This is a genomic window from Parabacteroides sp. ASF519 (genome assembly GCF_000364265.2).
Lineage (GTDB): Bacteria > Bacteroidota > Bacteroidia > Bacteroidales > Tannerellaceae > Parabacteroides > Parabacteroides goldsteinii.
The window spans coordinates 3142834-3169006 of record NZ_AQFV02000006.1 but is presented as its reverse complement, the minus strand read 5'-3'; the positions used below and the strand labels follow the sequence as shown (position 1 = coordinate 3169006).

The window sequence follows — 26173 nt, the reverse complement described above, 5'->3', positions numbered from 1 at the left end:
CCTGACTGGGATTGCAAAACGTATTCTTCGCTTCCAGAAAGGTGGATAATACACTCTTTTGACAGACAAAAAGCCAATTTATGCTTTATAACATCTTTTCGCGCATCCTACTTACAAAGAAGTAGGCTAATTTTACACGCAATTTTGATAACATTACATACATGAAGAACAAGAATACACTGTCTGGCTTGGCTGTTGCAAATTTCAGCAAGCAAATAGACGGGAAGGAGACGATGCTATGTATCCTGACCAATAAAAAAGGTGCAGAACTTACCATTACCAACTACGGTGCAAAAATTGTATCGCTTATGGTACCGGATCGGTCCGGCAAGTTAACCGATGTAGTTACCGGACATAATTCCCTCGATGATTATCTGGTCTCTGAAGAACCTTACTTCGGAGCAATCTGCGGCCGCTACGGTAACCGCATTGCCAAAGGAACATTTACACTGGATGGTATTGTATACGATAAACTAGCTATCAACAACGGCCCCAACAGCCTCCACGGAGGACTGAAAGGTTTCAATTCCGTTGTGTGGGACGCTAATCAAACCAACGACCAGACCGTAGAACTGAAATATACCTCAGCCGACGGTGAAGAAGGTTTCCCCGGCACACTACAGACTACTGTCACTTATCACCTGACCGACGACAACGAAGTCGTGATCATGTATCAGGCCGTAACAGACAAACCTACCGTATTAAATCTGACCAACCACTCCTACTTCAACCTGTCAGGAGCCGGTGACCCGTCAGTTGCAGACCATACGTTAACCATCAATGCAGACTATTATCTGCCTACGGACGAAACTGCCATTCCTTACGGTGCCCCCGAAAAAGTAGAAGGTACGCCGATGGACTTCCGCACTCCTTATCTGGTAGGTGCCCGCATCGACGAACCGACCGACCAGTTGACCTGGGCAAGAGGCTATGACCATACCTATATATTAAATAAGGAAGAAGGCGAACTAGGTTTCTGTGCCCGCCTGCAATCCCCCAAGACCGGTATCATCATGGAAACATATACTACTCAACCGGGCGTACAATTATATACAGGTAACTGGATGACCGGCAATTTCGAAGGAAAGAACGGACAACGCTATCCGGCAAGAGCAGCCTTATGCCTGGAAACACAACATTTCCCCGACAGTCCGAACAAACCGGAATATCCGTCGACCGTACTTCGTCCGGGAGAAGTTTTCGAAAGCAAGACTATCTATAAATTCTCAGCCGAATAACAAATAACAAAATTAATATATCAATAACAATAAAAAAGATCAATCAATGACTCAAGAAAAAAAACAATGGGGTGCCATCATCATTATGATTGCACTTTTTGCAATGATTGCATTCGTGACTAACCTTTGTTCACCAATGGCTATTATCGTAAAGAACGACTTCGGAGCAAGCAATGTTCTTGCTCAAATTGGAAACTATGGTAACTTCATTGCCTATCTGGTAATGGGTATCCCTGCCGGTATGCTTATCGCCAAATACGGCTACAAGAAAACAGCTCTTATCGGTCTGGTTGTAGGTATCATAGGTATTTTAGTTCAATGGATGAGTGGCCATGTGGGCAAAGAGAGTGCTTTCCTGGTTTATCTGATCGGAGCATTTATCAGCGGTTTCACTATGTGTATTCTTAATTGTGTGGTTAATCCGATGCTTAACCTGCTCGGTGGCGGTGGTAACAAGGGTAACCAGCTTATCCAGCTCGGAGGCGTGTTCAATAGTACAGCGGCCGTTGCCTGCTACATCCTGATGGGAGCTCTTATCGGTGATGCAGCCAAAGCACATATTGCCGACGCAACACCGGCATTAATGATCGCCCTTGCTATTTTCGTTATCGCATTCGTAGTTATCATGTTTACTAAAATCGAAGAACCGGAACAGGCTCCTGTCGACACAAGCTTGATCAAAGGCGCTTTAAGCCATCGCCATTTTGCATTGGGAGCACTCGCTATCTTCCTTTACATGAGCGTTGAAGTCGGAACTCCGACCTATATTCTTCAATACCTTACAGCGAAAGGCATACCTGCCAGCACCGTTGGTCTTATTGTAGCTGTTTACTGGCTGATGATGCTTATCGGACGCTTCGTGGGAGCAAGTATCGGTGGTAAGGTTTCCAGCCGCACAATGATCACTATCGTATCGATCGCAACTCTTCTATTGGTTAGCTTCGGTATGTTCTCACCCGAAACAAATACAGTTGAAGTTCCTGGTGTAGACTGGGCTTCATTAAGTGTGATCTGGCAGGAAGTTCCCGTTGGTATTCTGGCATTCCTTCTCGTAGGTCTTTGCACCAGCGTAATGTGGGGCGGTATATTCAACATGGCTGTCGAAGGATTAGGAAAATATACAGCTATTGCCAGCGGTATCTTTATGACGATGGTATTCGGTTGCGCCGTAATGGTTGCCATCCAGGGTTGGGTTGCCGATATGACTGATTATATGACCAGCTACTGGGTTGTACTCTTTAGTGCTGCTTACATTTTATTCTATGCTGCTATCGGTTCTAAACCATCGAAGAAATCAGAATAAATACTCAATATGCCAATTCACGGCGGTGTGTCTGTTTTGACACACCGCTTTCATTTATAACCTTTAAAAGAAAAATATCATGCAGAAAAAAATCAGAGATAAATTTCAAGAGTTATTCAACACTGAAGGTGCTGTATTTGCTTCTCCGGGCCGTATCAACCTGATCGGCGAACACACAGACTACAATGGCGGTTTCGTATTCCCCGGTGCTATCGACAAAGGGATGATCGCAGAGATCAAACCGAACGGAACCGGTAAAGTTCGTGCATTCTCTATCGACCTGAACGATTATGCGGAATTTGGCCTAAATGAAGAAGATGCTCCAAAAGCAAGCTGGGCAAGATACATATTCGGTGTATGCCGTGAGATCATCAAACGTGGCGGCCAGATCCAGGGATTTGATACCGTATTTGCTGGTGATGTTCCTCTGGGTGCCGGTATGTCTTCATCCGCTGCTTTGGAAAGTACCTATGCTTTCGCTTTGAATGAACTCTTCTCTTTGGGTATCGACAAATTCGAATTAGCAAAGATCGGCCAGTCTACCGAACACAACTATTGTGGTGTTAACTGTGGTATCATGGACCAGTTCGCTTCTGTATTCGGTAAAGAAGGAAGCCTGATCCGTCTGGATTGCCGTTCTTTGGAATATAAATACTTCCCGTTCAACCCGGTTGGCTATAAACTGGTATTGCTGGACTCTGTAGTTAAACACGAGCTGGCTTCTTCGGCTTACAACAAACGCCGCCAGTCTTGCGAAAATGCTGCTGCTGCTATCCGCCGCAATCATCCGGAAGTAGAATTCCTGCGTGACGCAACAATGGGCATGTTGAACGAAGTAAAAGGTGACATCAGCGCAGAAGACTATATGCGTGCCGAATATGTGATCGAAGAAGTACAGCGCGTACTCGACGTTTGCGAAGCCCTGGAAAAAGGCGATTACGAAACCGTAGGACAGAAAATGTACGAAACGCATCACGGCATGAGCAAATTGTATGAAGTAAGTTGCGAAGAACTGGACTTCCTGAACGATGTAGCCAAGAAATGTGGCGTAACCGGTTCACGTGTCATGGGTGGCGGTTTCGGCGGTTGCACGATCAACCTCGTAAAAGACGAACTGCACGATGCCTTCATTAAGGAAGCATTCGAATCTTATACAAAGAAATTCGGACACGAACCAAAAGTATATGAAGTAGTAATCAGCGACGGCGCACGCAAACTCGCTTAATAAATTAATTCAATATCCATAAAATCATGACAGCCGCATTTTATCAGAACGAAGTCAAATTTTTCATTGCAGTAGATTGTATCATCCTCGGGTTCAACAGTGGTGAACTCAATGTTTTACTTTACAAGCGGAATTTTGAACCTCTGAAAGGACAATGGTCTCTGATGGGCGGCTTTATCAAATCCGGCGAAAGCGTAAACGAAGCGGCATCCCGCGTGCTTACCGAATGCTCCGGTATCGATAATCTTTTTATGGAACAGGTAGGTGCCTACGGAGATGTTACCCGTGACCTCGGGGAACGGGTTATCTCCGTAGCATACTATTCCTTAGTTAACATGAATGACTTCAATCGGGAACTGCTGAAAGAACATAATGCCGAATGGGTAAAAATCAGTGAAATACCCGAATTGATCTTCGACCATAACCAAATGGTTGCCGACACATTGGCGCGTCTGAAAAGAAAAGCAGCCACCTGTCCTATCGGTTTCAACCTTCTTCCGGAGAAATTCACTCTCCCCCAGCTTCAAAGTCTATATGAAGCAATTTATCAAACTCCATTGGATAAACGTAATTTTCGCAAGAAACTAAACTCCATGGATATCCTGGAAAAACTGGACGAGAAAGATAAAAAGGGCTCTAAAAGAGGCGCTTTCTATTATATGTTCAATAAAGAGAAATATGACCGTCTGCTGAATCAGGGATTCTATTTCTCCTTGTAACTTCCTTGCATATCCGGCTCTCTGCGAGAAATATCGCACGTTAGGAAACTTTACAGAAAATGAATTGTTTGTATGATATGGCGGTCTATAAGAAGAGATTCCCTATCTTTGTGCAAAAATTAAACTAATTCATCAAAATGAACGATATTAAAGTAATGAACAGAGCAGCGGACAATATCCGCGTCCTGGCTGCCTCAATGGTAGAAAAGGCTAAGTCCGGTCATCCGGGTGGTGCAATGGGTGGTGCAGATTTTATCAATGTACTATTCTCAGAGTATTTGGTCTATGATCCTAAGAACCCGGAATGGGAAGGCAGGGATCGCTACTTCCAGGACCCGGGACATATGTCGCCGATGCTTTATTCAGCCCTCGCCCTGACAGGCAAATTCACCATGGAAGAACTGTCTATGTTCCGCCAGTGGGGAAGCCCGACTCCCGGCCATCCGGAAGTTGACATCAAGCGAGGAATCGAAAATACCTCAGGTCCGCTGGGACAAGGCCATACCTACGCCGTAGGTGCTGCTATCGCCGCCAAGTTCCTGAAAGCCCGCCTGGGTGATGTAATGAACCAGACTATTTACGCATATATTTCCGATGGCGGTATCCAGGAAGAAATCTCACAAGGCGCCGGCCGTGTTGCCGGAACACTGGGACTGGACAACCTGATCATGTTCTACGACTCCAACAACATCCAGCTTTCTACAACCGTAGAAGAAGTAACGACTGAAAATGTCGCTATGAAATATGAAGCATGGGGTTGGAAAGTGATCAGCATCAACGGAAACGATGTAAATGAAATACGCAAGGCTCTGGACGAAGCGAAAGCCGAAACCCAGCGTCCTACCCTGATCATCGGCGATACCATCATGGGTAAAGGTGCCATGGGTGCCGACAAGAGTAACTACGAAAACAAAGTATCTACTCACGGCCAACCCCTGTCTGCCGCCGGTGCATCCATCGAAGAAACAATCAAGAACCTGGGAGGTGATCCTCAGAACCCCTTCTCCGTATTCCCGGAAGTTGCCGAACTCTATGCAAAGCGTGCCAAAGAACTGGAAGCTATCGTAGCCGAACGTTACGCCGCTAAAGAAGCATGGGCGAAAGCTAACCCGGAACTGGCAGAAAAGATGAAATTCTGGTTCTCCGGCAAAGCCCCGAAACTGGATTGGGAAGCTATCGAACAGAAAGCAAACCAGGCAACCCGTGCCGCATCCGCTACCGTATTAGGCGTACTGGCTACAAAGGTTGAAAATATGATCTGCTCATCCGCCGACCTGTCCAACTCGGACAAGACAGACGGTTTCCTGAAGAAAACGCATTCATTCGTGAAAGGCGACTTCAGCGGTGCCTTCTTCCAGGCCGGTGTTTCCGAACTGACAATGGCCTGTGTATGTATCGGTATGTCACTGCACGGCGGCGTGATCGTGGCTTGCGGTACCTTCTTCGTATTCTCCGATTATATGAAGCCTGCAATCCGTATGGCTGCATTGATGGAACAACCGGTGAAGTTCATCTGGTCGCACGATGCCTTCCGCGTTGGTGAAGACGGACCGACTCACGAACCGGTTGAACAGGAAGCACAGATCCGCTTGATGGAAAAACTGAAGAACCATAAGGGCCACAACTCTATGCTGGTTCTCCGTCCGGCCGATGTCATTGAAACAACCGTTGCATGGAAGATGGCAATGGAAAATACAGCCACTCCTACCGCTTTGATTCTTTCCCGTCAGAACATCACTGACCTGCCCTCCAAAGGTAATCGTTACAACGAAGCCTTGCAGGCCGAAAAGGGTGCCTATATTGTAGAAAGCGATGAAAATCCGGACGTTATCATGGTCGCTTCCGGCTCGGAAGTTGCTACATTGGAAGAAGGAGCAGCCTTGCTTCGTGCCGACGGTGTAAAGGTTCGTGTCGTATCTGTTCCTTCCGAAGGGTTATTCCGTAGCCAGAGCAAAGAATACCAGGAATCTGTTATTCCTACCGGAAGCAAAATATTCGGCCTGACCGCCGGTCTGCCCGTTAATCTGGAAGGATTAGTCGGAGCAAACGGTAAGGTTTGGGGGCTCGAATCGTTCGGCTTCTCCGCTCCTTACAAGGTGCTCGACGAAAAGCTGGGCTTCACAGGACAGAATGTATACAATCAAGTTAAAGAATTATTAGCATAAGAAACTACTGGTAAAAGAGGGCTGTTTGTTCCTATTACTTTCAAGGGTCTGTTGAAGCAGGCTTCAAGCATGTCTTGAAGGAGGTTTCAAGGGACTCTTGAAGGAGGTTTCAAGCGGTCCTTGAAAGGAGCTTCAAGCATGCCTTGAAAACACTCTTTTTTACTACCTCTAACAGATAAAGATGAAAACACTAGGTTTATGTTGTGACCACGCAGGTTACGAACTAAAAGAGTATGTGAAACAAATACTGGACTCCAAAGGATTATCCTATAAGGATTTCGGAACCTGTTCAACAGAAAGTTGCGATTATCCCGATTTCGCTCATCCGTTGGCTTACGCTGTAGAAGCCGGGGAAGTATATCCCGGAATAGCGATCTGCGGATCAGGAAATGGTATTGCAATGACTTTAAATAAACACCAGGGAATACGGGCCGCTTTATGCTGGCAGGAAGAAATTGCACGACTGGCTCGTGAACACAATGATGCCAACATACTTGTCATGCCCGGTCGGTTTATCAGTCAGGAGGAAGCTACTCGCACCGTCGAAGCCTTTTTAAACACTCCGTTCGAAGGCGGTCGACATATACGAAGAATAAACAAAATCCCGTTGTAAAAACAACGGGATTTTTTATTTAAAACAGTCTTATAAATATAAGAGGGTAAACATCAAACCATCAGATCGTTTCTGAACTTCTCTTTCTTCTGTTTTGTCAGGAAGTGGCGGGCAGACATCGGGAAGAGTTCGAGGAGAAGCATCTCCTTTTCATTTTCGGCTACCAGAATACCGACTTCATCGATGACAGGGTTCTCCTGCATCTCATAATCTGAGGCATCATAAAGTTGCTCTTCCCGCTTGCCGGTTATTTGCTGGCGGAAGTCAGGGTCGACAGGCAACGGGGTTTTCCCATAATCTCCGCGGATCAGGGAGATAAAGGGGTAAACGGGTTTGCTATATAACGGGCGACCGTTCAGTTCGTCGAGGGCACAGGAAACTGCCTGCGAGGCTATCACCTGACTTACCGGCGTCACCAAGGGGGCAGGCCGGCATCCATCCGTACCCGGGGAATTAATGACATCGCTTTCTCCAATAGCTCGGGATGGTCCTGCTGCTTCAGTAAGGCGACTATCTGATTGTACATGTTAGCCGGAATCTGCGATTTCTGGACCATTTCGTTGGGTTCGGGGAAGTTGAAGTATTCTTCGATGGCACGGCAGAAGATGATCAGGTCGTCTTCCTTGTCTTTGCGGGCGGCTTCGATGGCATCGTTGAAGAAGCGGTCGATCTCGGTAGGTAACTTATCGGTCAGGGGATTGAAAGGATTGGGCAACTCGCGGGAGGTATCGTAGGCTTTCAGTTCTTTTCGTATTTTCAGGAGTTCGGCGTTGATGCGGGCGACGGCTTCCATATCAATTTCCAGTTCGATACCCATCTTTTTGCAGAAGACGTAGACCAGCTCGATGGCGGGAGCACAACAGCCTCCGGCAAAATACCAGATATTCGTATCGACAATGTCGACACCGTTGACAATGGCGGCAAGCATAGAAGCCAGACCGTATCCGGCAGTACAGCGGGTGTGGAAGTCGACGGGAGATTTCAGGTTCTTCTTGAAAAGGCGTATCAGTTCGGCAGTCCTTGCAGGAGTGATGAGTCCGTTGGCATCTTCGAGGGTGATGATATCGGCCCGGAAGTTCTCCAACTGCTGGGCTTTGTCCAGGAAATAGTCGTTCTTGAAGACCGGCTTATGAAGGGGACGTCCGTGGAAAGCGGCTTCGATCCGTTCAAGGGCAGAATGGTGAGGGTCGATAGCGTAGCAGACGGCACAATCGGCCATTCCACCGTAACGGTCGGTGTACTTGATGGCCGGCTTCATATTGTCTATATCGTTCATGGCATCGAAGATACGCATGATATCAATTCCTGACTCGACGGTGTTGCGGCATACGCCTTTGACAACGTTGTCCGGGTAAGGATTGTAGCCGAACAGGTCGCGTCCGCGGCATAAGGCAGCCAGTTTGGTGGTCGTACCTACTGCGGCTTTGATCTTTTCCACTCTTTCCCAGGGATCTTCGTTCAGGTAGCGCATAGCGGCATCGGGCACTGCCCCACCCCATACTTCCATCGCATAGAAACCAACTTCTTTATAGAAAGGTAGTACACGGTCGATTTGTTTCTGCGACATGCGCGTTGCACAAGCTGACTGCTGACCGTCACGGAGGGTGAGGTCGCGGATTAATAGTTTACGTACCATAATTGTGTTTTTGTTTAGTTTGTTTTCTTTACTTTTCCCTTGATAGAAAAGTAACAAAAGATCAAAGTAGTGAAACAGATGCAGTCTTGATCTTTTGCCTACTTTTCTATCAAGAGAAATGCAGGTCTCATTTCTGATTCCACCAAAGCGGCGTTGTCACTACATCGGGGCCGCCCAACAGCTCTAAGGCTTTTTGGTATCCTTCCAGGTTATTGGTCTGGATATTGGCCGGATAACGGTAGCGTTTCGGGTAGAAATCGAGGCGACATTCCTTGGCTGTTGCCATTGTCAGAGGAACCTGGTTCAATGGGTTGTAGTCTTTTTCTACAGCCTGGTTTTCAAAGAACGGGAGACCGAGGCGACGATGATCGCTCCATGCTTCTTCGGGTAACCAGGGTACCTGTGCGATATATTTCTGGGTAAGAATCTTTGTCAATGCGTCGTTGTTGTAAGCACCGCCGCGGTAAATTGAATTCTTCGGGAAGTTATAGGTCATTGTCTTATTTTCCTTTGTATAAGGATCGACATAATTGACGGTATAAGGCTTCGCTTCCGTTGTATGGGTGAAGCTGACGGAGGTACCTACCCGGTTATAATCCGTAGAGGACAGGTATTGAGAAACCTGGCTTTGCAGGCCATGATATTCGAAGCTGGCTGTGATGCCGCTTTCATAATTCGACTGGGCAGTGCCCGGTACCGTCCATCCTTTCAGAGCAGCTTCAGCTATCAGGAAATAGCTTTCCCACGGGCCGAAGAAGACGCGCTTCTGCGTATTCATACGGTATTGTTTTGCCATGGAAGGATAGTTGTAGTTCTTACCGGTTAAGGCACTGACTAAACCGGACAGGTTGTTCCATTCACCGGCTACCCAGGTACCCCAGGTATAACGCGGGTCGATCGTGAGCATCGGTTTGGAGTTATCGTTCGGATCCATCAATTCAACGGGGTGCACTTCGCTAGCTGCACCGATATAGTCGGAATAAACCACACCGTCGTTCCAGCCTACTACGCTGAATAGTTTCGGTGCGCGGGGATCTACATACTGCGGAATGGCATCAAAATAGAATCCGGCACACGGATCGTTGGTATTCAACGGGAAATGCTTGTTCAGATAGAGTCCCATATAGGTGTGGGGATCTTTCAGATGGCTCTTCAGGGAATCGGGAAGAGGAAATTCAATGCCTCCAAGTCCTTCGGCCAGGTTCTTGAAAGTCACAGACATAGGCTGTGCATTCCAGGTACGCGACATGACGCCTGTCAGGTCGTTCCAACCATCTTTCTCCTGTACGCCTGCCAGATCATCCAGTGACGAGATAAAGGTTTTGCTTGCCGCATCTTCAAATTCGGTCTTTGCCAGTTCGGGCGATACGGCTGAGATACGCATGGCATAACGCATACGCAGGGAGTTGGCATATTTCTTCCACTCATTGACATTTCCGGCATAGAAAGCATCTTCGCCTGCCATCGGCTCCATATTGATAGAAGGATCGAGAGAGGCTTCAGCTTCATTCAACTCTTTGAGGATGAAACCATAGATAGCTTCTACACTGTCGTATTCGCCGGGTACGCCGGTGAAAGCCGACAAAGCTGGGATAGGTCCGAAGCCGTCGGATACTTCAGCATTCAGATAAGCACGCCAGATACGGGCCATCTGAACCACATTTTTATAATAAGGATATTGTTCGGCTTCGCCTGCCTCGATCTTCTTTTCTCCCAGTTCGATAGCCTGGGTAGCCTTATTGAGCCAGCCTACGGCATAGGAGTTGCTGAGGTAGAGGGTGATATAATCGTTATTGTCCGTACCGATCGTGAATCCGCTACCTCGGTTGAAGCGAGCGGCACGATTCCATTCGGCAATGAAGATACGTTCGGCAATCTCTGGATTCATCTGCGCCCCGATGATGGAGGCATTGAGAAACCATTCCGGCTTCACTTTGTCTTCGCCCACTTGGTTAGGGTCTTCATTTATCTCCTGAAAATCGTTACAGGAAGAGAACAAAGCCGCTAATGTGAACATGCCGGTAAGCAATATATTCTTTGTATTCATCTTATTTTGTTCTTAGTAGTTGATAATTGATATTTATGAATGATTATAATTAGATTTTAGCAGATGATATTTATTCGTAATTTTCAATATTGCTTGTTCCATGTATGCTACATTACCACTTCCATGTCTGCTACATTACCACTTCCGTGTCTGCTACATTACCACTTCCGTGTCTGCTACATTACTTGTTCCATGTCTGCTACATTACTTATTCCATTAGATGGAACAAAATATATCTGCTATCTAATACTAGAAACCAACTGTTACATTAAACGTAAATGAACGGCTTGTCGGAGCTGCCCCATTCTCGAATCCGGTAGCATTTGTATTGGTTGCTGAAACAGATTCAGGGTCGATGCCCGGCAGGTTATAATGGATCATCCAGACGTTATTGCATGTCGCAGACAAACGCAGGCGCTGGAACGGAGTATTCTTTAGCATTGCTTTATTGAAATCATATCCTAACGTAATATTACGTAAACGGATATTTGTTGCATCGTATGTGTACATTTCCGGCAAGCCGTAATTACCGGTCGATCCGATACGTTCCCAATAATTCTGATGGGTGACGGGTACTTTATTTTCCGTATAGTCGTTGGGAGTCTGGACAACCGAATTAGGGACAATGAAGTCCTGTCGTTCGCCGTTTACTACTGTCCCGGCCGCATTACCACGGGTGTACAGGTTGGAAGCGGTTGCCGAATAAAGATCGCCACCAATACGGAAGTCCACCAGGAAACTCAGGTTGAAGCCTTTGTATGAAAAGCTGTTCGTCCATCCCAGCATCCAGTCGGGACTCTGGTTGCCGACTTTCGATTTGCCGGTCGTGATCAATGGAAGTCCGTCTTCACCGACAATGATCTTGCCGTAGTTAGGATCATTCTTGTCTTCCACACGTTGGAAGGTTTGCCCGTAGATATCACCATAATAACTGCCTTGCACGGCTACGATCTGGATGGCATCCAGCGTTTTTATATCATAGAGGGTAACACCCGGATAGAGGTCGATGATCTTGTTTCGGTTCAGGGAGAACTGTGCTGTCGAGTTCCAGCTTAGTCCTTTGGGATTGTCGAGAATTAAGCCGTTCAGAGAGATTTCAACGCCTTCATTCTGAATATTACCGGCATTTACCTTGCGGGAACTATAACCGGAGAAGGGGTCCATCGGCAAGTTTAGCAGCTGGCGGGTGGCGTTTGTTTTATACCAGGCGGCATCCAGTCCGAGGCGGTTGTTGAAAAAGCGGATATCGAAACCGGCTTCCCATGATTTGATCAACTCGCTGCGTACGCTGGAATCGTAAAGTACGTTTCCGGGAGCGGCTGTCGTATTCCCGTTCTCATCCTTACCGACGGTGAAGTTATTGTATAACTGATACGGATCGAGGTCGTTACCTACTTCGGCATACGAAGCTCTTACCTTGGCAAAGGTAAACCATTCAGGCATCTGTCCGCCTAGTTTAGGCACCATGTCGGAGATCACTCCGGACAGGCTGACCGAGGGATAGAAATAAGAACGGTTGGCTTTCGACATGGTAGACGACCAGTCGTTACGTGCCGTAATATCCAGGAACAGATAGCCGTCCCAGTTCAATTGCAACGATCCGTAAAGCGAATTCATCTTCCGGCGGATCAGTTCAGAGGTTACCGTCGGTTTATTAATACCATTGTTCAGTGAGAAGAGGTTTGGCACAAGCAATTCGCCGGCCGAGGCATTCATCTTCGTTCGCCTCTGTATCATCAGGTTACCACCGAAAGTAACGAAACCACCCAGGCGGTCGATCAGGTTATCTTTATTGGCGGTAGCCAGGAAGCTGTAATTGTTTTCGTAAAATGTCTCGGAACCTTCGCTGTATAAACCGCTGGGGGTTGTATTACCTCCGGCATATACTTTTTCGTTCTTAGTCGTTGTATAATAGTCTGTACCGCCTCTCAATTCGATATTGAACCAGTTGGTGGGAGCGTATTTCAACGCGATGTTACCCAGTAAACGGTTACGGGTATCATTGTTCTGGCGGTATTTGGTCACCCAGTACGGGTTTTCCTGCGGGTTCTTCGAAGCATCCCACCAGATCATGTTTCCATCTTCGTCCACACTATTCTTAAAGTCAGCCACATTCAGCGAACGGGGCAGGTTGTAGATCGTGTTGAAAGCATTGGAAGGGTTGACACCCTGGATCGGGCGGTTGTGGGCATTCAGATTGATATAGTTCACTTTGGCATCTACCTTCCACTTTTCGGCTTCGTCGAGGAAAGTGGTAGCACGCAAGGTGATATTCGTTTTGTTCAGCTTCGACTCCGGAGTAATACCTGCATCATCCGAACGGTTGATGGAAGAAAAGACCGACGTCCCTTTTATATTCTGCTGGAAGCTGATACCTTCATTAAAAGAAGTACCGGTGTTGAAGAAAGCATCGATATTATCGTACGTCCTCAAAGGAACCTGGCGTCCCATCCAGTCGGTAACCGTCTGTCCTTCCGCCTTCGGTCCCCAGCTCAATCGCGACTGGTTATCGTAAGCGCCGACCGATCCTTGTCCAAAACTGTTCTGCATATCCGGTTTCAGGAAAATCGACTCGGTTGTGATACCGGCATTGACCGTAATACCCAGCCCTTCATTCTTCTTTCCCGACTTGGTCGTAATAAGTATCACCCCGTTACCGGCCCTTGAACCGTATAAAGCCGCAGCCGAAGCACCTTTCAGCACAGTCATCGACTCGATATCTTCGGGATTGATGTCGGAAAGACCGTTACCCATATCGGCACCGGAGTTACCCCATACATCATCGACCCCGCCTGTGAAGTTATCCATCGGCGTACCGTCGACAACGATCAGTGGCTGGTTACTACCGGTCAGCGAGTTATTACCACGGAGCACAATCTTCGAAGACCCTCCCACCCCATTGCTGGAGCGTACGATCTGTAAGCCGGAGACTTTACCCGACAAAGAGTTGGCCAGGTTAGGTTCGCGTGAAGAGAGCAGTTCGTCACCTTTCAGTTCCTGCATGGCGTAACCCAGTGCTTTCTTGTCACGTTTCATACCTAAGGCGGTAACAACAACTTCATCCAGTTTCTGGGCATCTTCTTCGAGTTTAACATTGAGAGCGGTTTGTCCGGTGTAAGGAATATCTTGTGTGGCAAAGCCAATGAAGGATATTTGGATAATGTCTCCCTTCTTTACACCTTCCAGCGTGAAATGGCCGTTCATATCGGTCATTGTCCCGTTTGTGGTACCTTTAATTACAACAGAAGCCCCTGCGACGGGTCCGAACTCGTCTTCCACTGTTCCCGTAATCTTCGTATCCTGTTGGGAAATGTCAATAGCAGGATTCCCGGTATTCGGATTGGCAACGGCGTTTCCGGTAAAGCCCAACGCGCCCGCCAGGAGAATCATGCTGACAGATTTGAATCTTTTCAACATACTGATGTTTTTTGTTTAATTTATTAGATCTATGCATTTGGCGTCAACCAATGTCATTTGGTAATATAAACAGAAAGAAACAAGAGTTGTTGCAAGATTAACATTGGGGAAGAAGGTTGATATCTCTTCCTCATTCTTTTACTAAATCAATAAATAGGAAACAATTCAGGGGATGTAGAACTGTCCTTCTCTACATCCCCTGAATCATGAAATAATATTTTTTTAGATATACTTACATATTAATGTAGAAAAACATACACTCTATAAGCCCATGCAATAATTAGATAATTCTATCACTTGCTCCGGATTTTTCATATTTATATTATGTTCTTTTATATAAATCCTGATTAGTTCCTCTTTACCGGGAAAAAGCTTTAACAGCGACTTCTCATTGCGGAACTTAACAGGTTTATCAGTACGGAAAAACCAGTAATCATTGTCATTGATTTCTTCCATTATATCCGGATTTTCTACCTTATAATAGCCCTTGTTATAAAAACTGGTATTAATAGAAGTTGTCGTCGTGCTCTGGTTTGCATAGCCGTAAGCTCCTTGCCTGCCTTTATAAAGTTCTCTCAGTGACCAATTGATATACAAATTGCCATTAGGCATTTCTACCACTTCCAGAAAATTCCGGCTGTATGGGATAAACTTATGAGAAGCAATAAAGACGGTATCGATCGCCTGTGTATTTGTCAGGATCATGATCTCATCCTGTTGTTTAAATTTCATTTTCCTGTTACTTCCGTCATAATTCAACAGGGCATTTGTCTTTGCTCCGTTTTTCATTAATACGACTCCCTGGGTGAAATCATCCAGCAGATAAATAGACTTTTTTTGTGCATAACCGGCCTCAGTGATAAGCGAGATCAATAAAATGATGAATGTGATCTGATATTTCATATTTATTTGTATGATTTAAAGACAAAGAGGGAAGAATATTGACAATCCTTCCCTCTTCTTTATTATTTAATCTATTTACAAAGATATACCTTTAAAAATTAGGACCTTCACCAAAGTTAGGTGCTCCCTTATCATACCATATACGTTCACGGTTCAATGTAGCCGGATCTTGTGTACCTGTCGTAAATCCTTGTGCTTCATAAGCAGTCTTCTTGATAGTATACATCAAATCACTCTGAAGCGGAGTATTGATAGTCCAACGACGCGGGATCTGGAAGTTTGCATCGTCATCTGTAAAGTTTTCCCATGCCAATACTTTACTATCTTTCATAGGAACACCTGAACGACGAACCTGTACGAACTGTTCATTCGGGAACAACAGGAAGTGAACATACTGCTGGATATATACTTTTTCCAACTGTTCCTTTGTAGAACCGGACAGTTTGTATTTCTCGTTTGCAAGCAAAGCATCGGTTTCACCATCTTCCAGTTTGATAGTCTTTTCAAACTCTTTGTCATATACACTAGAATAATACGGAATCTGATTCAAAGAAGCCAGTTTGTCATATTCCTGAACAGACAGACGGATACCTTCCTGATAATAGCTTTCAGCCGAACCAGGCAAGTTAGCACCCAGCAATTTCAATTCGGCCAGATACAAAGCTACTTCTGCAGAAGAGTAATGTAAACCATACCATGCACGGTCCTGATCGTCGATCGTAGCAGAAACACCCGGAGCATCAGGGAAAGTATAGTCTTTCTGACCCTGCAACATTTCACGGTTCATACGAGCCAACGGATAATACTGCTTTTCACCACCGTCTTCTGTAGGCAGTTTAAATTTGTCGTAATTGAAATAAGCGTTGTTTATTTCAGCATTTTCTCTGGCAGAAGTCTGCACCGGACTACCGAAGTAACGAACCCAAGGTTCACCCGGAGCTTTCCAACCTTCAAATTTACCGTCTTTGATCTCAGCCACTTCTTTAATATAAGGAGGCAGTTCTTTCTTATTATCCAAGAAAGCCTGTACCACTTTAGAGTTAAAGTCATTCTTCTGGAAAATAAAACGAACACGCGGGTCTTTATTGTCAACCAGGAAGTTGATCAGTTGTTTAGAACCGATACCTTTACTCTGCCCATCCAGTACATCATCTCCAAAGTGATATTCCTGAGAACCTTTGCAATAGATGAAATCATCATCCAAACCAGACATGATGCCAGCCTTATTATTCACAGCTTCTTCAGCAATAGCCAGTGCCTTTGCCTTATCAACATGCAACATACGAACGGCAATCTTCAACTTCAGGGAGTTGGCGAATTTAGCCCATAACTTGGTGTCTCCTTTGTAAACGAAATCCTGTGCATCCAGCTTCACCTGATTTGGTTTGTCAGCCAACAGCACATCGATCGTTTCATTCAGCTGATCCAACCAGATAGGGAACAATTCTTCCTGACTTTGATAAGCCGGAGTCAGGATCTCTTCATGCAATCCTCTGCCTGCTTCCGTATAGGCGATTGAACCATACATATCCGTACCGAAGATACCCAGATATACCAATAACGGATTTGCGAGGACATTGATATTTTCATAGGTAGCCTTTTCGTTTTCATCCATTAACGATAATACATGCTTGATTTCTTCAGCATATAACTTCACATTAATAACCTGGCTCTGCGATCCTTCAAAAGCACCCATCAGGTTCAAAGAAGAAGTATTACCGCCATCAGGCACATTAGCTTGCGTCCAACGCAATGTATAAGCCAGATTATTATAAAACCATTGCTGGTATTTCGACGGTTCGAATTCACTTAACATCTGTGTAAACAAATAGCGCACATCTGCTTTCGTGATAGCAGACTGGTTGGTATTTGTCTTAGCGAAATCGTCCTGGCACCCCGGAGCTACCATCAGAGAAGTTCCTAACAGGGTTGCTGCTAAAAAAGATTTATATCTCATAATTTGCTTCATTTATTAATTAGAAATCCAAATTGATAGTGAACATATAGCTGGATGTGATCGGGCTGTTTGAACGTTCACGGAACTCAGCCGATTTGTTACTACGCACACTTTCCGGATTAATATTGTTTGGTAATGAGTTATACAGGTAACCCAGATTTCTTGCACTGAATGACAGGTTCAGTCCCTTTGCACCTATTTTAGAGGCGATGGTCTTCGGTACGCGGTATCCTAATGTGATTTCGCGTAATGCGATATAACTCAGGTCATGTACCCAGTAATCGTTTACAGTACCAGTACCCCACTGGTTACTCCAATAGTGATAATCAGAAGCATGTACCGGTTCCAAATATCCCTTATTCACAGCATCAGCAAAACTCATGCCGCCCAGGTCGCGTTTAACACCGTCTACACAAGTAGCCATTGTACCAGCTTCGAATACACCTTCAGGAATCACACCGTCATGGAATGTCATACCCTTAGAATCTCCGTAGTTTGAAGTCCAGGTAATACCACCATGTTCTTCATCACGGAAGTCTAAAGAAGATTGGGTAAATCCATAAGCCTGTCCGTATTTATTAGAATAAGAAGCTACCTTTCCACCGATACGGGCATCCAGGGCAACACGCAAACTCAGGTCTTTCCAGGTTACGCCTGTAGCAATAGAACCCATAAACTTCGGAACCAGGCTACCTACTTCTTCAGCAGTGCCGCTACGTTGAGCAAATGCAGAACGATAAGAATCACGCCATGTCAATACAGTTTCACCATTTTCATTCTTTTTAGGCATTGCATCAGACATCAACATACCATAAGAACCACCAACAATCGCAACAGAACCTACACGATAGTTACCGTAAGCTACATCACCTTCCAAGGCAATATAGTTTGCTACGTTCGGGTGAAGTTCAACAATCTTGTTCGAGTTCTTTGTAAATGTGAAGTCCAATGTCCATTCCCAGTCTTTGTTTTTGAAAGGAATCGTATTCAAGGCAATTTCAACACCGGAGTTCTGAATATTACCTGCATTGATCAACTGTTTGCTGATACCTGATTCGGACGGGATAGCAATTGTCATAATCTGATCAGTCGTATTTTCCTTGTAGTAAGTTGCATCCAAGGCGATACGGCTGTCGAATATACGCCAGTCCAAACCGATTTCCCATGAATTTTTACGTTCAGGTTTCAGGTTCGGGCTGAACAGTTTCTTATTATCATCATTCCAATAGTTCGTAAAGATATTGGAACCATCCGGCTGCAATAAAGAACCTAATGTATAATAAGAATAAATAGAATACGGGCTGGCATCGTTACCTACCTGTGCCCATGAACCACGGATCTTAGCCAGGTTAATCCATTCAGGCATTTGATCACGGAATGTTTCATTGATCAACCATGATCCACCGATAGACGGATAGAAATAGGAGTAGTTACCCGTTCCGTTGGTATAGATCAAACCGGAAGACCAGTCATTACGTCCTGTAATATCCAGGAACAACTGGTTTCTCCAACTCAGGTTCACAGCAGCAACTGCGGAAAGAATACGTTTTGTATTTTTAATTTCTGCCGTCGTTTTAGAGGTATTCAAAGAGTTACCGACAAAATACTGACCGGGAACAGCCAGACCACCATCTGTTTTAGATGTCTGAGTAGCTGCACTTGTCGTATAGTATTCACCACGAAGGAAACCACCGATATGGAAATCCTTTACATCTTTATTAAAGGTAAAAGTTCCGCCGAAAGTAGTCTGCTTATTATACTCCTGACCCATTTCGTAAAAACCGCCTTTGTTATTGTAGCCTTCGCCTAATTGTTTATCTTCCCAGCTGGTATAATAATAGTTCATATTACCTTCAGCACGGAAAGACAACCAATCTAACATCTTAACATTGATCTCAACAGTCGGACGAACAACAGTTTCCTTACGGGTTTTATCGTTATTGTCTATCTTAAACCACAAACTCTTACCCGGCACACTACCATACTTATCGCCATAGTCATTGCTGGCCAGACCAGTATGATGGTCACCCAGATATTTATCGCGGAAATAATTAGTATCGTACATTGTTGAATAAGTTCCGGTTGCGAAACTTTCACCAATATTGATCTGTGCGTTCTTCGGCGTAGAGTTTGCAAAGCTGATAGAAGCATTTACATCTACACGGTTACTGATCTTATGAGAACCTTTCAGCAACAAAGAGTAACGTTCAAAATCATTGTTTTCAACAATACCTTTAGCCTTCTTGTAAGAGATGGAAGAAAAATAATTGGTTGTTTCGTTTCCACCGCGAACAGACACATTGGTATTTGAGTTCAACCCGGTCTGGTAAGCATCCGACATGTTGCTCTCGATCGGTGAATACGAAGTCATTGTTCCATCGTAGTTCTCGATCTGACGACCGTCATAACGCGGTCCCCACAACATGGTTGAAGCACCGATAACCGTTCCCTCTCCTCTTGAGTTCAAACGGAACTGATTCTGATCCCATTTCTTATAGCTGCCGTCCGCATTCACTTCTCCGTAGCTGATATCTCCACCGATCGTTCCGGGGCCATAAAGCATTTGACGCTCCATACCTCCGTGTGCACGATCCAGACCGAATGTCTGAGAAACAGAAACACCGAAACCGGTAGCACCTTTTCCACTCTTAGTCGTGATCACAACTGCACCGTTCAAACCACGTGAACCGTACAAAGCAGTAGCGGCAGCACCTTTCAATACAGATACAGTTTCAAAGTCATCCGGGTTCAGGTTCTTCAGCATATTACCGTAGTCATTAGCATTCGAATCCCAGTCGGAAGAACCGGTACCAGACAAATCATTCGACAGAATAACGCCATCCACAACATAAATAGGCTGGTTGTTGCCGTTCAAAGTGGAAGCTCCACGAATTTGAATTTTAGTAGCACCAAACATACCGCCATCAGAAGATGCAATTTCAACACCAGCCACTTTTCCTTGCAAAGAAGCTACCGGGTTAATAGCATTTGTTTTCAATTCATCACCTTTCAATTCAGTTACAGCGTAACCCAAGGCTTTTTCTGAGCGTTTCATACCCAGGGCAGTTACAACTACTTCATCCAGTTTCTGGGTATCTTCTGCTAATTTAACAGAGATAGTTCCTTGTCCAGTGTACTTGATTTCCTGAGTTGCATACCCAATAAAAGATATCTGGATGATATCTCCACTTTTCACACCTTCCAAAGTAAAATTACCGTCCATGTCGGTAATGTTACCATTTGTTGTTCCTTTCACTACTACAGATGCTCCGGCAACGGGACCGAATTCATCCTCAACTGTTCCCGTAACTTTTCCGTCTTGCTGGGAAATACTAGTTCTCGGCCCTGCTGTAACCGTATCCGCAGACGCATATCCAGGGATACCTAGTGTACCGGCTAACAGCAATAAGCCTACAGGCTTAAAGTTTTTCAACATAATTGATGGTTTTATTTGAACATTAATAGACAATGTTTTGGCGAAACAAAAGTCTGTTCTTTATTTTGGATATAACTTTACAAAGCGATTTAGAGCCTGGCGTATATTTAGTTGGCGTTATTACCTTAGTTCTAAAAGGACTATAGTGTTTTCGGAATCAAATTGTATTGATAATCAATAAGTTATAATTTAAAACTACAATATTTAACTACTTGTGTCAGGGTAAAAACTATATTATTTAAAAGCTTTGGAAGCTTTTCTGATGGGTTAATATTGATTAATAGGAGGACAGAGTTCTGATTTGTGGGAGATTTCTCCTTATTTATATAAATTTTAGTAAATCCGGCGTCATATTTCGGTAGAGATATTTTAACAAGTTGTACCATAGGAATATGGGGGTGACGCCATGGCAGGAGGACGGCATCACCCCGCTTGTTTTATCAGATTTCAATTACATGGTAGTAATTGCCTGTTTTCGTATGTTTTTTGGTTACATTATTCTTTAGCAACAGCCGGCCGAACAGAGCCATGTTGCGGATACCGGATTTTATCTTGTTTCGTTGTTCGATCCGTCTCAATATTTCGGCGGCAGGGAGCAGTTCGCCCTGTTCTCCGGTTTCAGGCAAGCGGAAATATTGGAAGAAGAGTTGCTCTTCAACCGGAATCTAATAGATATAACGTTTTACGTCCCTGTCCCATAGCGGGATACCTTCTTCCTGCGCATTCAGGCTGATACTGTTGAGGACCTGTTCGTTAACAGGAAAGAAATTGAAATAGTACGATTTGCGTTCACGGTATTCCGCATCTCCCTTCATATTATTATATCTGAATTCATACCGGCGTTTCATAAATTCGTCGGCTTGAAAGGCGAGTACCTGCTCCGGACGGATACACGGTTTCCGGCCGAAACCGGAGGACAGGCAGTAGACATTGTGTACGGTTGTCCGTATCTCCGCTTCAAAAATCCGGAAATGGGTATGTACCGGCAACCACTTGACCACCTCTTCTTCCGGGATACCACTGCGGAAGCAATTCTCGACAAGGCAAGTAAGGAAAGGCTTGATATCTTCATCCTCTTTTCGATAACCGGTCGCATCTATGGCTTGCCGTAATGAATTTTCGAAAAGTAACGAAACGATCCGGCTTCGTTCATAACCGGGAACGAGGCGTTGTAGCGGGTCTGTCACGGCTGGTGACGGTGCAGAAACCGGTAGCTTTTCCGGCGTCTCCCAAGGTTGTTCGATCCGGATAGGCAGGGCGTCCGGATTGTAGTAAATATCCGGATCGAATGAAAGCCGGCAGACCGCATCCAATTCGTTTTCTTCAACAGTGATCTGTTGTTGCAACTCTTCCCGGTAATAGGCTGCCGCTCTGTCATAGGCCCGGGCATGGAAAAAACGAATAAGCGTATCGTTCTGTGGGACAGTATGATCCGATAGCATAAAAGGAATGATAATTTTCACGCTCTTTCCGCTTGATCCGATAAATGCTGCCATTGTCTGTAATGATCCGGCTGCTTGCCGGCGGATATTTTTTGCCTCGTTGCAGTTAGCGAGATTGTTTATTTTGAGCAGGACCAATCCGTTATATTGGTCTCTGACAAACGTCCCATCCTGCTTTTTTACGGTAGAACAGAAGTAGACGACCGGTAAGCGGTTCGCCTCTTTTACCGAAACTCCGGGAATGGTGTAGCGCAATTCTTCGCGCAGGGCTGCCACTTGCTTTTCCTTGTAACCGTCACGGATCAGTCCGACCAGTTTTTCCATCTCGATTGTCTTTTGTGCTTTCTGATTTGCATTGAATAAAGTTGCTTTCATTTGTCTTCTTTTTTTATTGATTTTTTCCAAAGGTAAGTACCTGAATGCCGGTTTACAGCATGTAAAGACCAATCATTATCAGGAAGGATACAACTATTTCATCTATTGAAAATAAAGGAGATAACTATTGTTTATCCACTTATATTTTATATCTTTGGTCGTATATTCTTAACCTTTCGACCTGGGTGAACCTTATAGTTGACCTAGGGCAAATTGAAGTTCGACCTGGGGCGAATATATGGTTGACCCAGGTCAAATACTTACTAAGTCCAGTCTTTAGCCATAAAAGTCTATAGGCCGGATGATAAAAACACACTGGTATGACAGCAATTTACAAGATGGAGCAGAATCCGCCTAAAAAGGGTTCAGGTAAGAAAGTCGTATTGCATCCCCGTATAATCCCTTGGGATACAGTGAGTACCGATCGTTTAATAGAGGAAGCGTCTTCGCGATCCACTTATACTAGTGGCGACCTGAAAGGGGCGGTCCGTCTGCTCTCCGACATGCTGAAAGAGAAACTACGCGATGGATATAATGTTTATCTCGACGGAATCGGCTATTTCAGTGTATCGTTGAAATCGCGTCCGGTAGGAGACAAGAAAGAGTTGCGTAGTGAATCCGTTCATTTCAAGAATGTGAATTTTCGTTGTTGTGCCGGACTGAAGCATGAACTGAAAACAATGCCGGTGGAACGTTATAAGGAGCCAAAGGTAACTGATTTTTCACAGGAAGAAAAGGAAAGTCGGCTACTGCGGTATCTGGAGCGACATGCATATATTACAACCTTGGCTTATCAGGGTTTGAACGGTTGTACCCAATATCTGGCACGCAAAGAGCTCAAACAATTTGTGGCCGACGGTATCCTGGTGGAAGACGGGACACGAAGAATGTGCATTTATGTGAAGCGTCCGGAACCGGCGGAATTGCCGGATAGCCTGGTGGTGGATTCGAATATGGGGAGGTAAAATGATTGGTGACGTCATTTGTTAATAATAGCGTCACCATTTAGTGATATGCAAATCAAGAGATAATAATGTCATAAATGAATGTGATACCGCGAGTCAGATATAATTTATAATCCCAGGCAGAAATTAACTAAAGTTATTACATCTTTAGGGGTATTCATATCTGTCTTTTGTTTCTTTATGAAATCTTCTATTTGTGTTTCTTTATTGGGGAAAAGTTTCAGGAGGGTTTTCTTGTTTTTGAATTTGAAAGGCTGACCATCGCGAAAAATACAGTATTCATTCTGGTTTGCTAATTTAAATACCTCCGTATATTGGTCTTCATAAACACCGTATTGCCATTCTGCGGTATTTATTGTTTCTACTTTAGCCTGTTGTACACCATAAGCACCTTTATAGCCTTGTGATTTATTTTTTAATAGCCAATTTATGCCGATAAGTCCGTTGGGGACTGGTATTATTTCATAAAAACTTTCTCTCTTTCCGGCAGGGATAAATTTGGAGTCACCGATATAAACAGTATCAACCTGCGATAAATTAGTCAGAATCATTTCTTCTGCTCCGCTTTTAAACATCATGACTTGATTACCGCAATCATAATTGAGTTCGGCAGGGGTTTTTGATTTATTTTTCATCAATACGATACCCCTGTTATAGTTTTCAAATAACATCTGACGTTTTTTCTGTGCGTTGGCACTTATTATAGTGACTAAACAACAAATAAAGATAATTAACGAGTATGTTCTCATTGCAGTAGATTATAAAAAAGAGTAGTTGCTCATGGCAACTACTCTTTAGCGGTTATTAATTATATAAATTACTTCTTTGGCCCTTCACCCCATTGCGGAGCATTCTTATCCTGCCATGTACGCTCAGAGTTTAAGATGGTCTTGTTATTATCCCCTGCTGCTGTGACTGTATAGCCTTGTGCTGCGTAGGCATCCAATTCTATCTGATATAACTGGCTGGTTTCGTTAGGAACACCGGTATGGAAACGGCGTGGTATATTGGTAACAGGTATTGAACTATAGTTTTCGCGGCTGATAAATTCGGAATTGAATTTAGGTATACCTGAACGACGAGCTGTTACAAACTGGTCGTAAGGATACATCGTGAAGTGCAATAACTGCTGTAAGTAGACTTTTTCCAATTGTTCATCGACAGAACCTGTGAGTTTATAATCCTTGGATGCAAGCATTGCATCGATTTCTCCATCCTTCAGTTCGATAGAAACCTCGTTCGGATCATAATCATATGTAGTACCGTAATAAGCAATTTGGTTGAGTCCGGCTGCTTTATCATATTCCATAACAGATAGTTTTAATCCTTGTGTGTAATAAGACTCGGCTGTATTGGGCAAATCGGCACCTAACAGTTTGAATTCCGCCAGATAGAGATTGACTTCTCCGCCCCCTAAATACATACCGTACCAAGGACGACTTTCGTTTTTCGTGATAACCGGACCGCCGGGAATTGTCGGCATGGTAAAGTTATAAGTGCGTCCGATAACCATCTGCCGTTGATACATAGAGTAAGGACGGTAAGTTTTGGCACTTTGACCTTTATCATCGGTAATCTTATAACGATTTCCGTAGTCAAACCATTCTCCATAAACTGCACTGTTATTATTTGCATTATATTCAACAGGTAATCCGTAATATCGAACCCAAGGTTCACCCATTCCCTTCCATTTCACAAATGTCTTTTTGCCGTCGGCATTTGTTGTAAACTCGATATTTTCTTCAATATATGAAGGTATACTTTTACCCTGATCGTAAAACTCTTGTACGATCTTTGAGTTCCAGTCGTTCTTATCGTAGCAGAAGCGAACACGCGGGTCTTTATTTTCAAGCATGAAATTTATAACGCGCTGATTAGCTGCAGTCGATTCCATAAATCCGTTACTCCAGTGATAGATGTAATCATCGCTACTTGAATTTATGACAGATTTATTAAACAGTATGGCATCGTCTATGGAATCGATGTAGCCGCAAGATGCATTAGCCACTTCCGACGCGATTTTCAAGGCTTTTGCTTTATCCTGTGAGAGCAGACGGACTGCTATTTTCAATTTCAGGGAGTTTGCAGCTTTAGCCCATTTGGTAAGATCTCCATGGTAAATAGGATCCTGTTTTGTCGGGAATATCTGTTCTGTTGCTGTTGTGAATGTGGTGATGGCAGCATCCAGTTGTTCTAACCATAAATTATATAGATCAGCAATTCTATCGTAGGCCGGTGTCAATGTGCCGCCATGCAATGCATTTCCGGCTTCCGTAAATTGAATATCGCCATTGATATCACTGCTGGCAATAGCGAGATATGTAGTTAGCATATCCACGCATGCAGCTGTTGCTGCATGTTTGGCAGATTCTTCTTCACTCATGTTAGAGCGTAAAAATGTAATCTCGTGTGCCAGTTTTAATACATTCACATAACCTACACCGCCAACCGCAGTTGTCAAGAAAGAACTTTCTTTAAAACTGCCTGTAGGTACAGCCATCTGACTCCAGGCTGTCAACATCGGTGAGTCGTAGAACCAATAAGTGTAACTAAAAGGTTCAAAATCCATAACGGCCTGTGCGAAAAGATAAGATGGCTCAGCCTTTGTTACTTGAGTAGGACTGGAGTTGATGTCTGAAAATTCATCGCGACATCCGGTTGTGCATACTATCGTTGCACTTAATCCCAATCCCAATAATATATTACGATAATTGTTCATGATTAATCAATTT

General features: G+C 44.5%; 16 protein-coding genes and 1 pseudogene. 7 read left to right on the top strand and 10 right to left on the bottom strand.

The window, feature by feature from the left end; genetic code table 11:
* Positions 1-161: 161 nt before the first annotated feature.
* The 6 genes from C825_RS12395 (at position 162) to rpiB (ending at position 7263) form a co-directional block, all read left to right on the top strand.
* Positions 162-1238 (top strand): aldose epimerase family protein, encoded by a 1077-nt coding sequence (locus C825_RS12395; RefSeq protein WP_010802685.1) that lies wholly within the window; start codon positions 162-164, stop codon positions 1236-1238.
* A 46-nt stretch (positions 1239-1284) separates the two neighbouring features.
* A complete protein-coding gene (locus C825_RS12390) occupies positions 1285-2541 on the top strand; it encodes an MFS transporter (protein WP_010802684.1) in 1257 nt (418 codons plus the stop codon).
* Positions 2542-2620: 79 nt separating this feature from the next.
* The gene (gene galK / locus C825_RS12385) at positions 2621-3766 is read left to right on the top strand and encodes a galactokinase (protein ID WP_010802683.1); all 1146 of its coding nucleotides are present in this window, start codon (positions 2621-2623) and stop codon (positions 3764-3766) included.
* Positions 3767-3792: 26 nt separating this feature from the next.
* On the top strand, positions 3793-4485 hold the full coding sequence (locus tag C825_RS12380) for an NUDIX hydrolase (protein ID WP_010802682.1): 693 nt from the start codon (positions 3793-3795) through the stop codon (positions 4483-4485).
* Between the two features lie 137 nt (positions 4486-4622).
* A complete protein-coding gene (locus tag C825_RS12375) occupies positions 4623-6650 on the top strand; it encodes a transketolase family protein (RefSeq protein ID WP_010802681.1) in 2028 nt (675 codons plus the stop codon).
* 181 nt (positions 6651-6831) lie between these two features.
* Positions 6832-7263: a ribose 5-phosphate isomerase B gene (gene rpiB, locus C825_RS12370; RefSeq protein WP_010802680.1), complete on the top strand. Its 432-nt coding sequence runs from the start codon at positions 6832-6834 to the stop codon at positions 7261-7263.
* A 53-nt stretch (positions 7264-7316) separates the two neighbouring features.
* Here rpiB and C825_RS12365 read toward each other — a convergent pair.
* From C825_RS12365 to C825_RS12330, 8 genes and pseudogenes are all read right to left on the bottom strand, one after another.
* A pseudogene (locus C825_RS12365) lies at positions 7317-8899 on the bottom strand (hydroxymethylglutaryl-CoA lyase-like TIM-barrel protein).
* A gap of 127 nt (positions 8900-9026) precedes the next feature.
* Positions 9027-10946, bottom strand: a complete 1920-nt coding sequence (locus tag C825_RS12360; RefSeq protein ID WP_010802678.1) for a SusD/RagB family nutrient-binding outer membrane lipoprotein — start codon at positions 10944-10946, stop codon at positions 9027-9029.
* 249 nt (positions 10947-11195) lie between these two features.
* Positions 11196-14363 (bottom strand): SusC/RagA family TonB-linked outer membrane protein, encoded by a 3168-nt coding sequence (locus C825_RS12355; protein WP_010802677.1) that lies wholly within the window; start codon positions 14361-14363, stop codon positions 11196-11198.
* A gap of 261 nt (positions 14364-14624) precedes the next feature.
* The gene (locus tag C825_RS12350; RefSeq protein WP_007658294.1) at positions 14625-15266 is read right to left on the bottom strand and encodes a hypothetical protein; all 642 of its coding nucleotides are present in this window, start codon (positions 15264-15266) and stop codon (positions 14625-14627) included.
* A 91-nt stretch (positions 15267-15357) separates the two neighbouring features.
* The gene (locus C825_RS12345) at positions 15358-17223 is read right to left on the bottom strand and encodes a SusD/RagB family nutrient-binding outer membrane lipoprotein (RefSeq protein WP_010802676.1); all 1866 of its coding nucleotides are present in this window, start codon (positions 17221-17223) and stop codon (positions 15358-15360) included.
* A gap of 19 nt (positions 17224-17242) precedes the next feature.
* On the bottom strand, positions 17243-20659 hold the full coding sequence (locus C825_RS12340) for a SusC/RagA family TonB-linked outer membrane protein (protein WP_007658296.1): 3417 nt from the start codon (positions 20657-20659) through the stop codon (positions 17243-17245).
* A gap of 440 nt (positions 20660-21099) precedes the next feature.
* Complete coding sequence (locus tag C825_RS12335; protein WP_081615942.1) at positions 21100-21324, bottom strand: DUF3874 domain-containing protein; 225 nt, start codon at positions 21322-21324, stop codon at positions 21100-21102.
* On the bottom strand, positions 21325-22476 hold the full coding sequence (locus C825_RS12330) for a BT4734/BF3469 family protein (protein ID WP_010802671.1): 1152 nt from the start codon (positions 22474-22476) through the stop codon (positions 21325-21327).
* Positions 22477-22796: 320 nt separating this feature from the next.
* Here C825_RS12330 and C825_RS12325 point away from each other — a divergent pair, with 320 nt between their 5' ends.
* Positions 22797-23441, top strand: a complete 645-nt coding sequence (locus C825_RS12325) for an HU family DNA-binding protein (protein ID WP_010802672.1) — start codon at positions 22797-22799, stop codon at positions 23439-23441.
* 107 nt (positions 23442-23548) lie between these two features.
* Here the strand turns inward: C825_RS12325 and C825_RS12320 are convergent, their stop codons facing one another.
* Positions 23549-24190 (bottom strand): hypothetical protein, encoded by a 642-nt coding sequence (locus C825_RS12320; protein WP_044214343.1) that lies wholly within the window; start codon positions 24188-24190, stop codon positions 23549-23551.
* A 68-nt stretch (positions 24191-24258) separates the two neighbouring features.
* Positions 24259-26160 carry a SusD/RagB family nutrient-binding outer membrane lipoprotein gene (locus tag C825_RS12315; protein ID WP_010802674.1) on the bottom strand — a complete coding sequence of 634 codons (1902 nt, stop codon included), beginning with the start codon at positions 26158-26160 and terminating at the stop codon, positions 24259-24261.
* Between the last annotated feature and the right edge of the window lie 13 nt (positions 26161-26173).

Excerpts from the sequence above, each read along its gene's own strand:
- C825_RS12395 (WP_010802685.1), top strand. The coding sequence starts at position 162 with ATGAAGAACAAGAATACACTGTCTGGCTTGGCTGTTGCAAATTTCAGC.
- C825_RS12390 (WP_010802684.1), top strand. The coding sequence starts at position 1,285 with ATGACTCAAGAAAAAAAACAATGGGGTGCCATCATCATTATGATTGCA.
- galK (WP_010802683.1), top strand. The coding sequence starts at position 2,621 with ATGCAGAAAAAAATCAGAGATAAATTTCAAGAGTTATTCAACACTGAA.
- C825_RS12380 (WP_010802682.1), top strand. The coding sequence starts at position 3,793 with ATGACAGCCGCATTTTATCAGAACGAAGTCAAATTTTTCATTGCAGTA.
- C825_RS12375 (WP_010802681.1), top strand. The coding sequence starts at position 4,623 with ATGAACGATATTAAAGTAATGAACAGAGCAGCGGACAATATCCGCGTC.
- rpiB (WP_010802680.1), top strand. The coding sequence starts at position 6,832 with ATGAAAACACTAGGTTTATGTTGTGACCACGCAGGTTACGAACTAAAA.
- C825_RS12360 (WP_010802678.1), bottom strand. The coding sequence starts at position 10,946 with ATGAATACAAAGAATATATTGCTTACCGGCATGTTCACATTAGCGGCT.
- C825_RS12355 (WP_010802677.1), bottom strand. The coding sequence starts at position 14,363 with ATGTTGAAAAGATTCAAATCTGTCAGCATGATTCTCCTGGCGGGCGCG.
- C825_RS12350 (WP_007658294.1), bottom strand. The coding sequence starts at position 15,266 with ATGAAATATCAGATCACATTCATCATTTTATTGATCTCGCTTATCACT.
- C825_RS12345 (WP_010802676.1), bottom strand. The coding sequence starts at position 17,223 with ATGAGATATAAATCTTTTTTAGCAGCAACCCTGTTAGGAACTTCTCTG.
- C825_RS12340 (WP_007658296.1), bottom strand. The coding sequence starts at position 20,659 with ATGTTGAAAAACTTTAAGCCTGTAGGCTTATTGCTGTTAGCCGGTACA.
- C825_RS12330 (WP_010802671.1), bottom strand. The coding sequence starts at position 22,476 with ATGAAAGCAACTTTATTCAATGCAAATCAGAAAGCACAAAAGACAATC.
- C825_RS12325 (WP_010802672.1), top strand. The coding sequence starts at position 22,797 with ATGACAGCAATTTACAAGATGGAGCAGAATCCGCCTAAAAAGGGTTCA.
- C825_RS12320 (WP_044214343.1), bottom strand. The coding sequence starts at position 24,190 with ATGAGAACATACTCGTTAATTATCTTTATTTGTTGTTTAGTCACTATA.
- C825_RS12315 (WP_010802674.1), bottom strand. The coding sequence starts at position 26,160 with ATGAACAATTATCGTAATATATTATTGGGATTGGGATTAAGTGCAACG.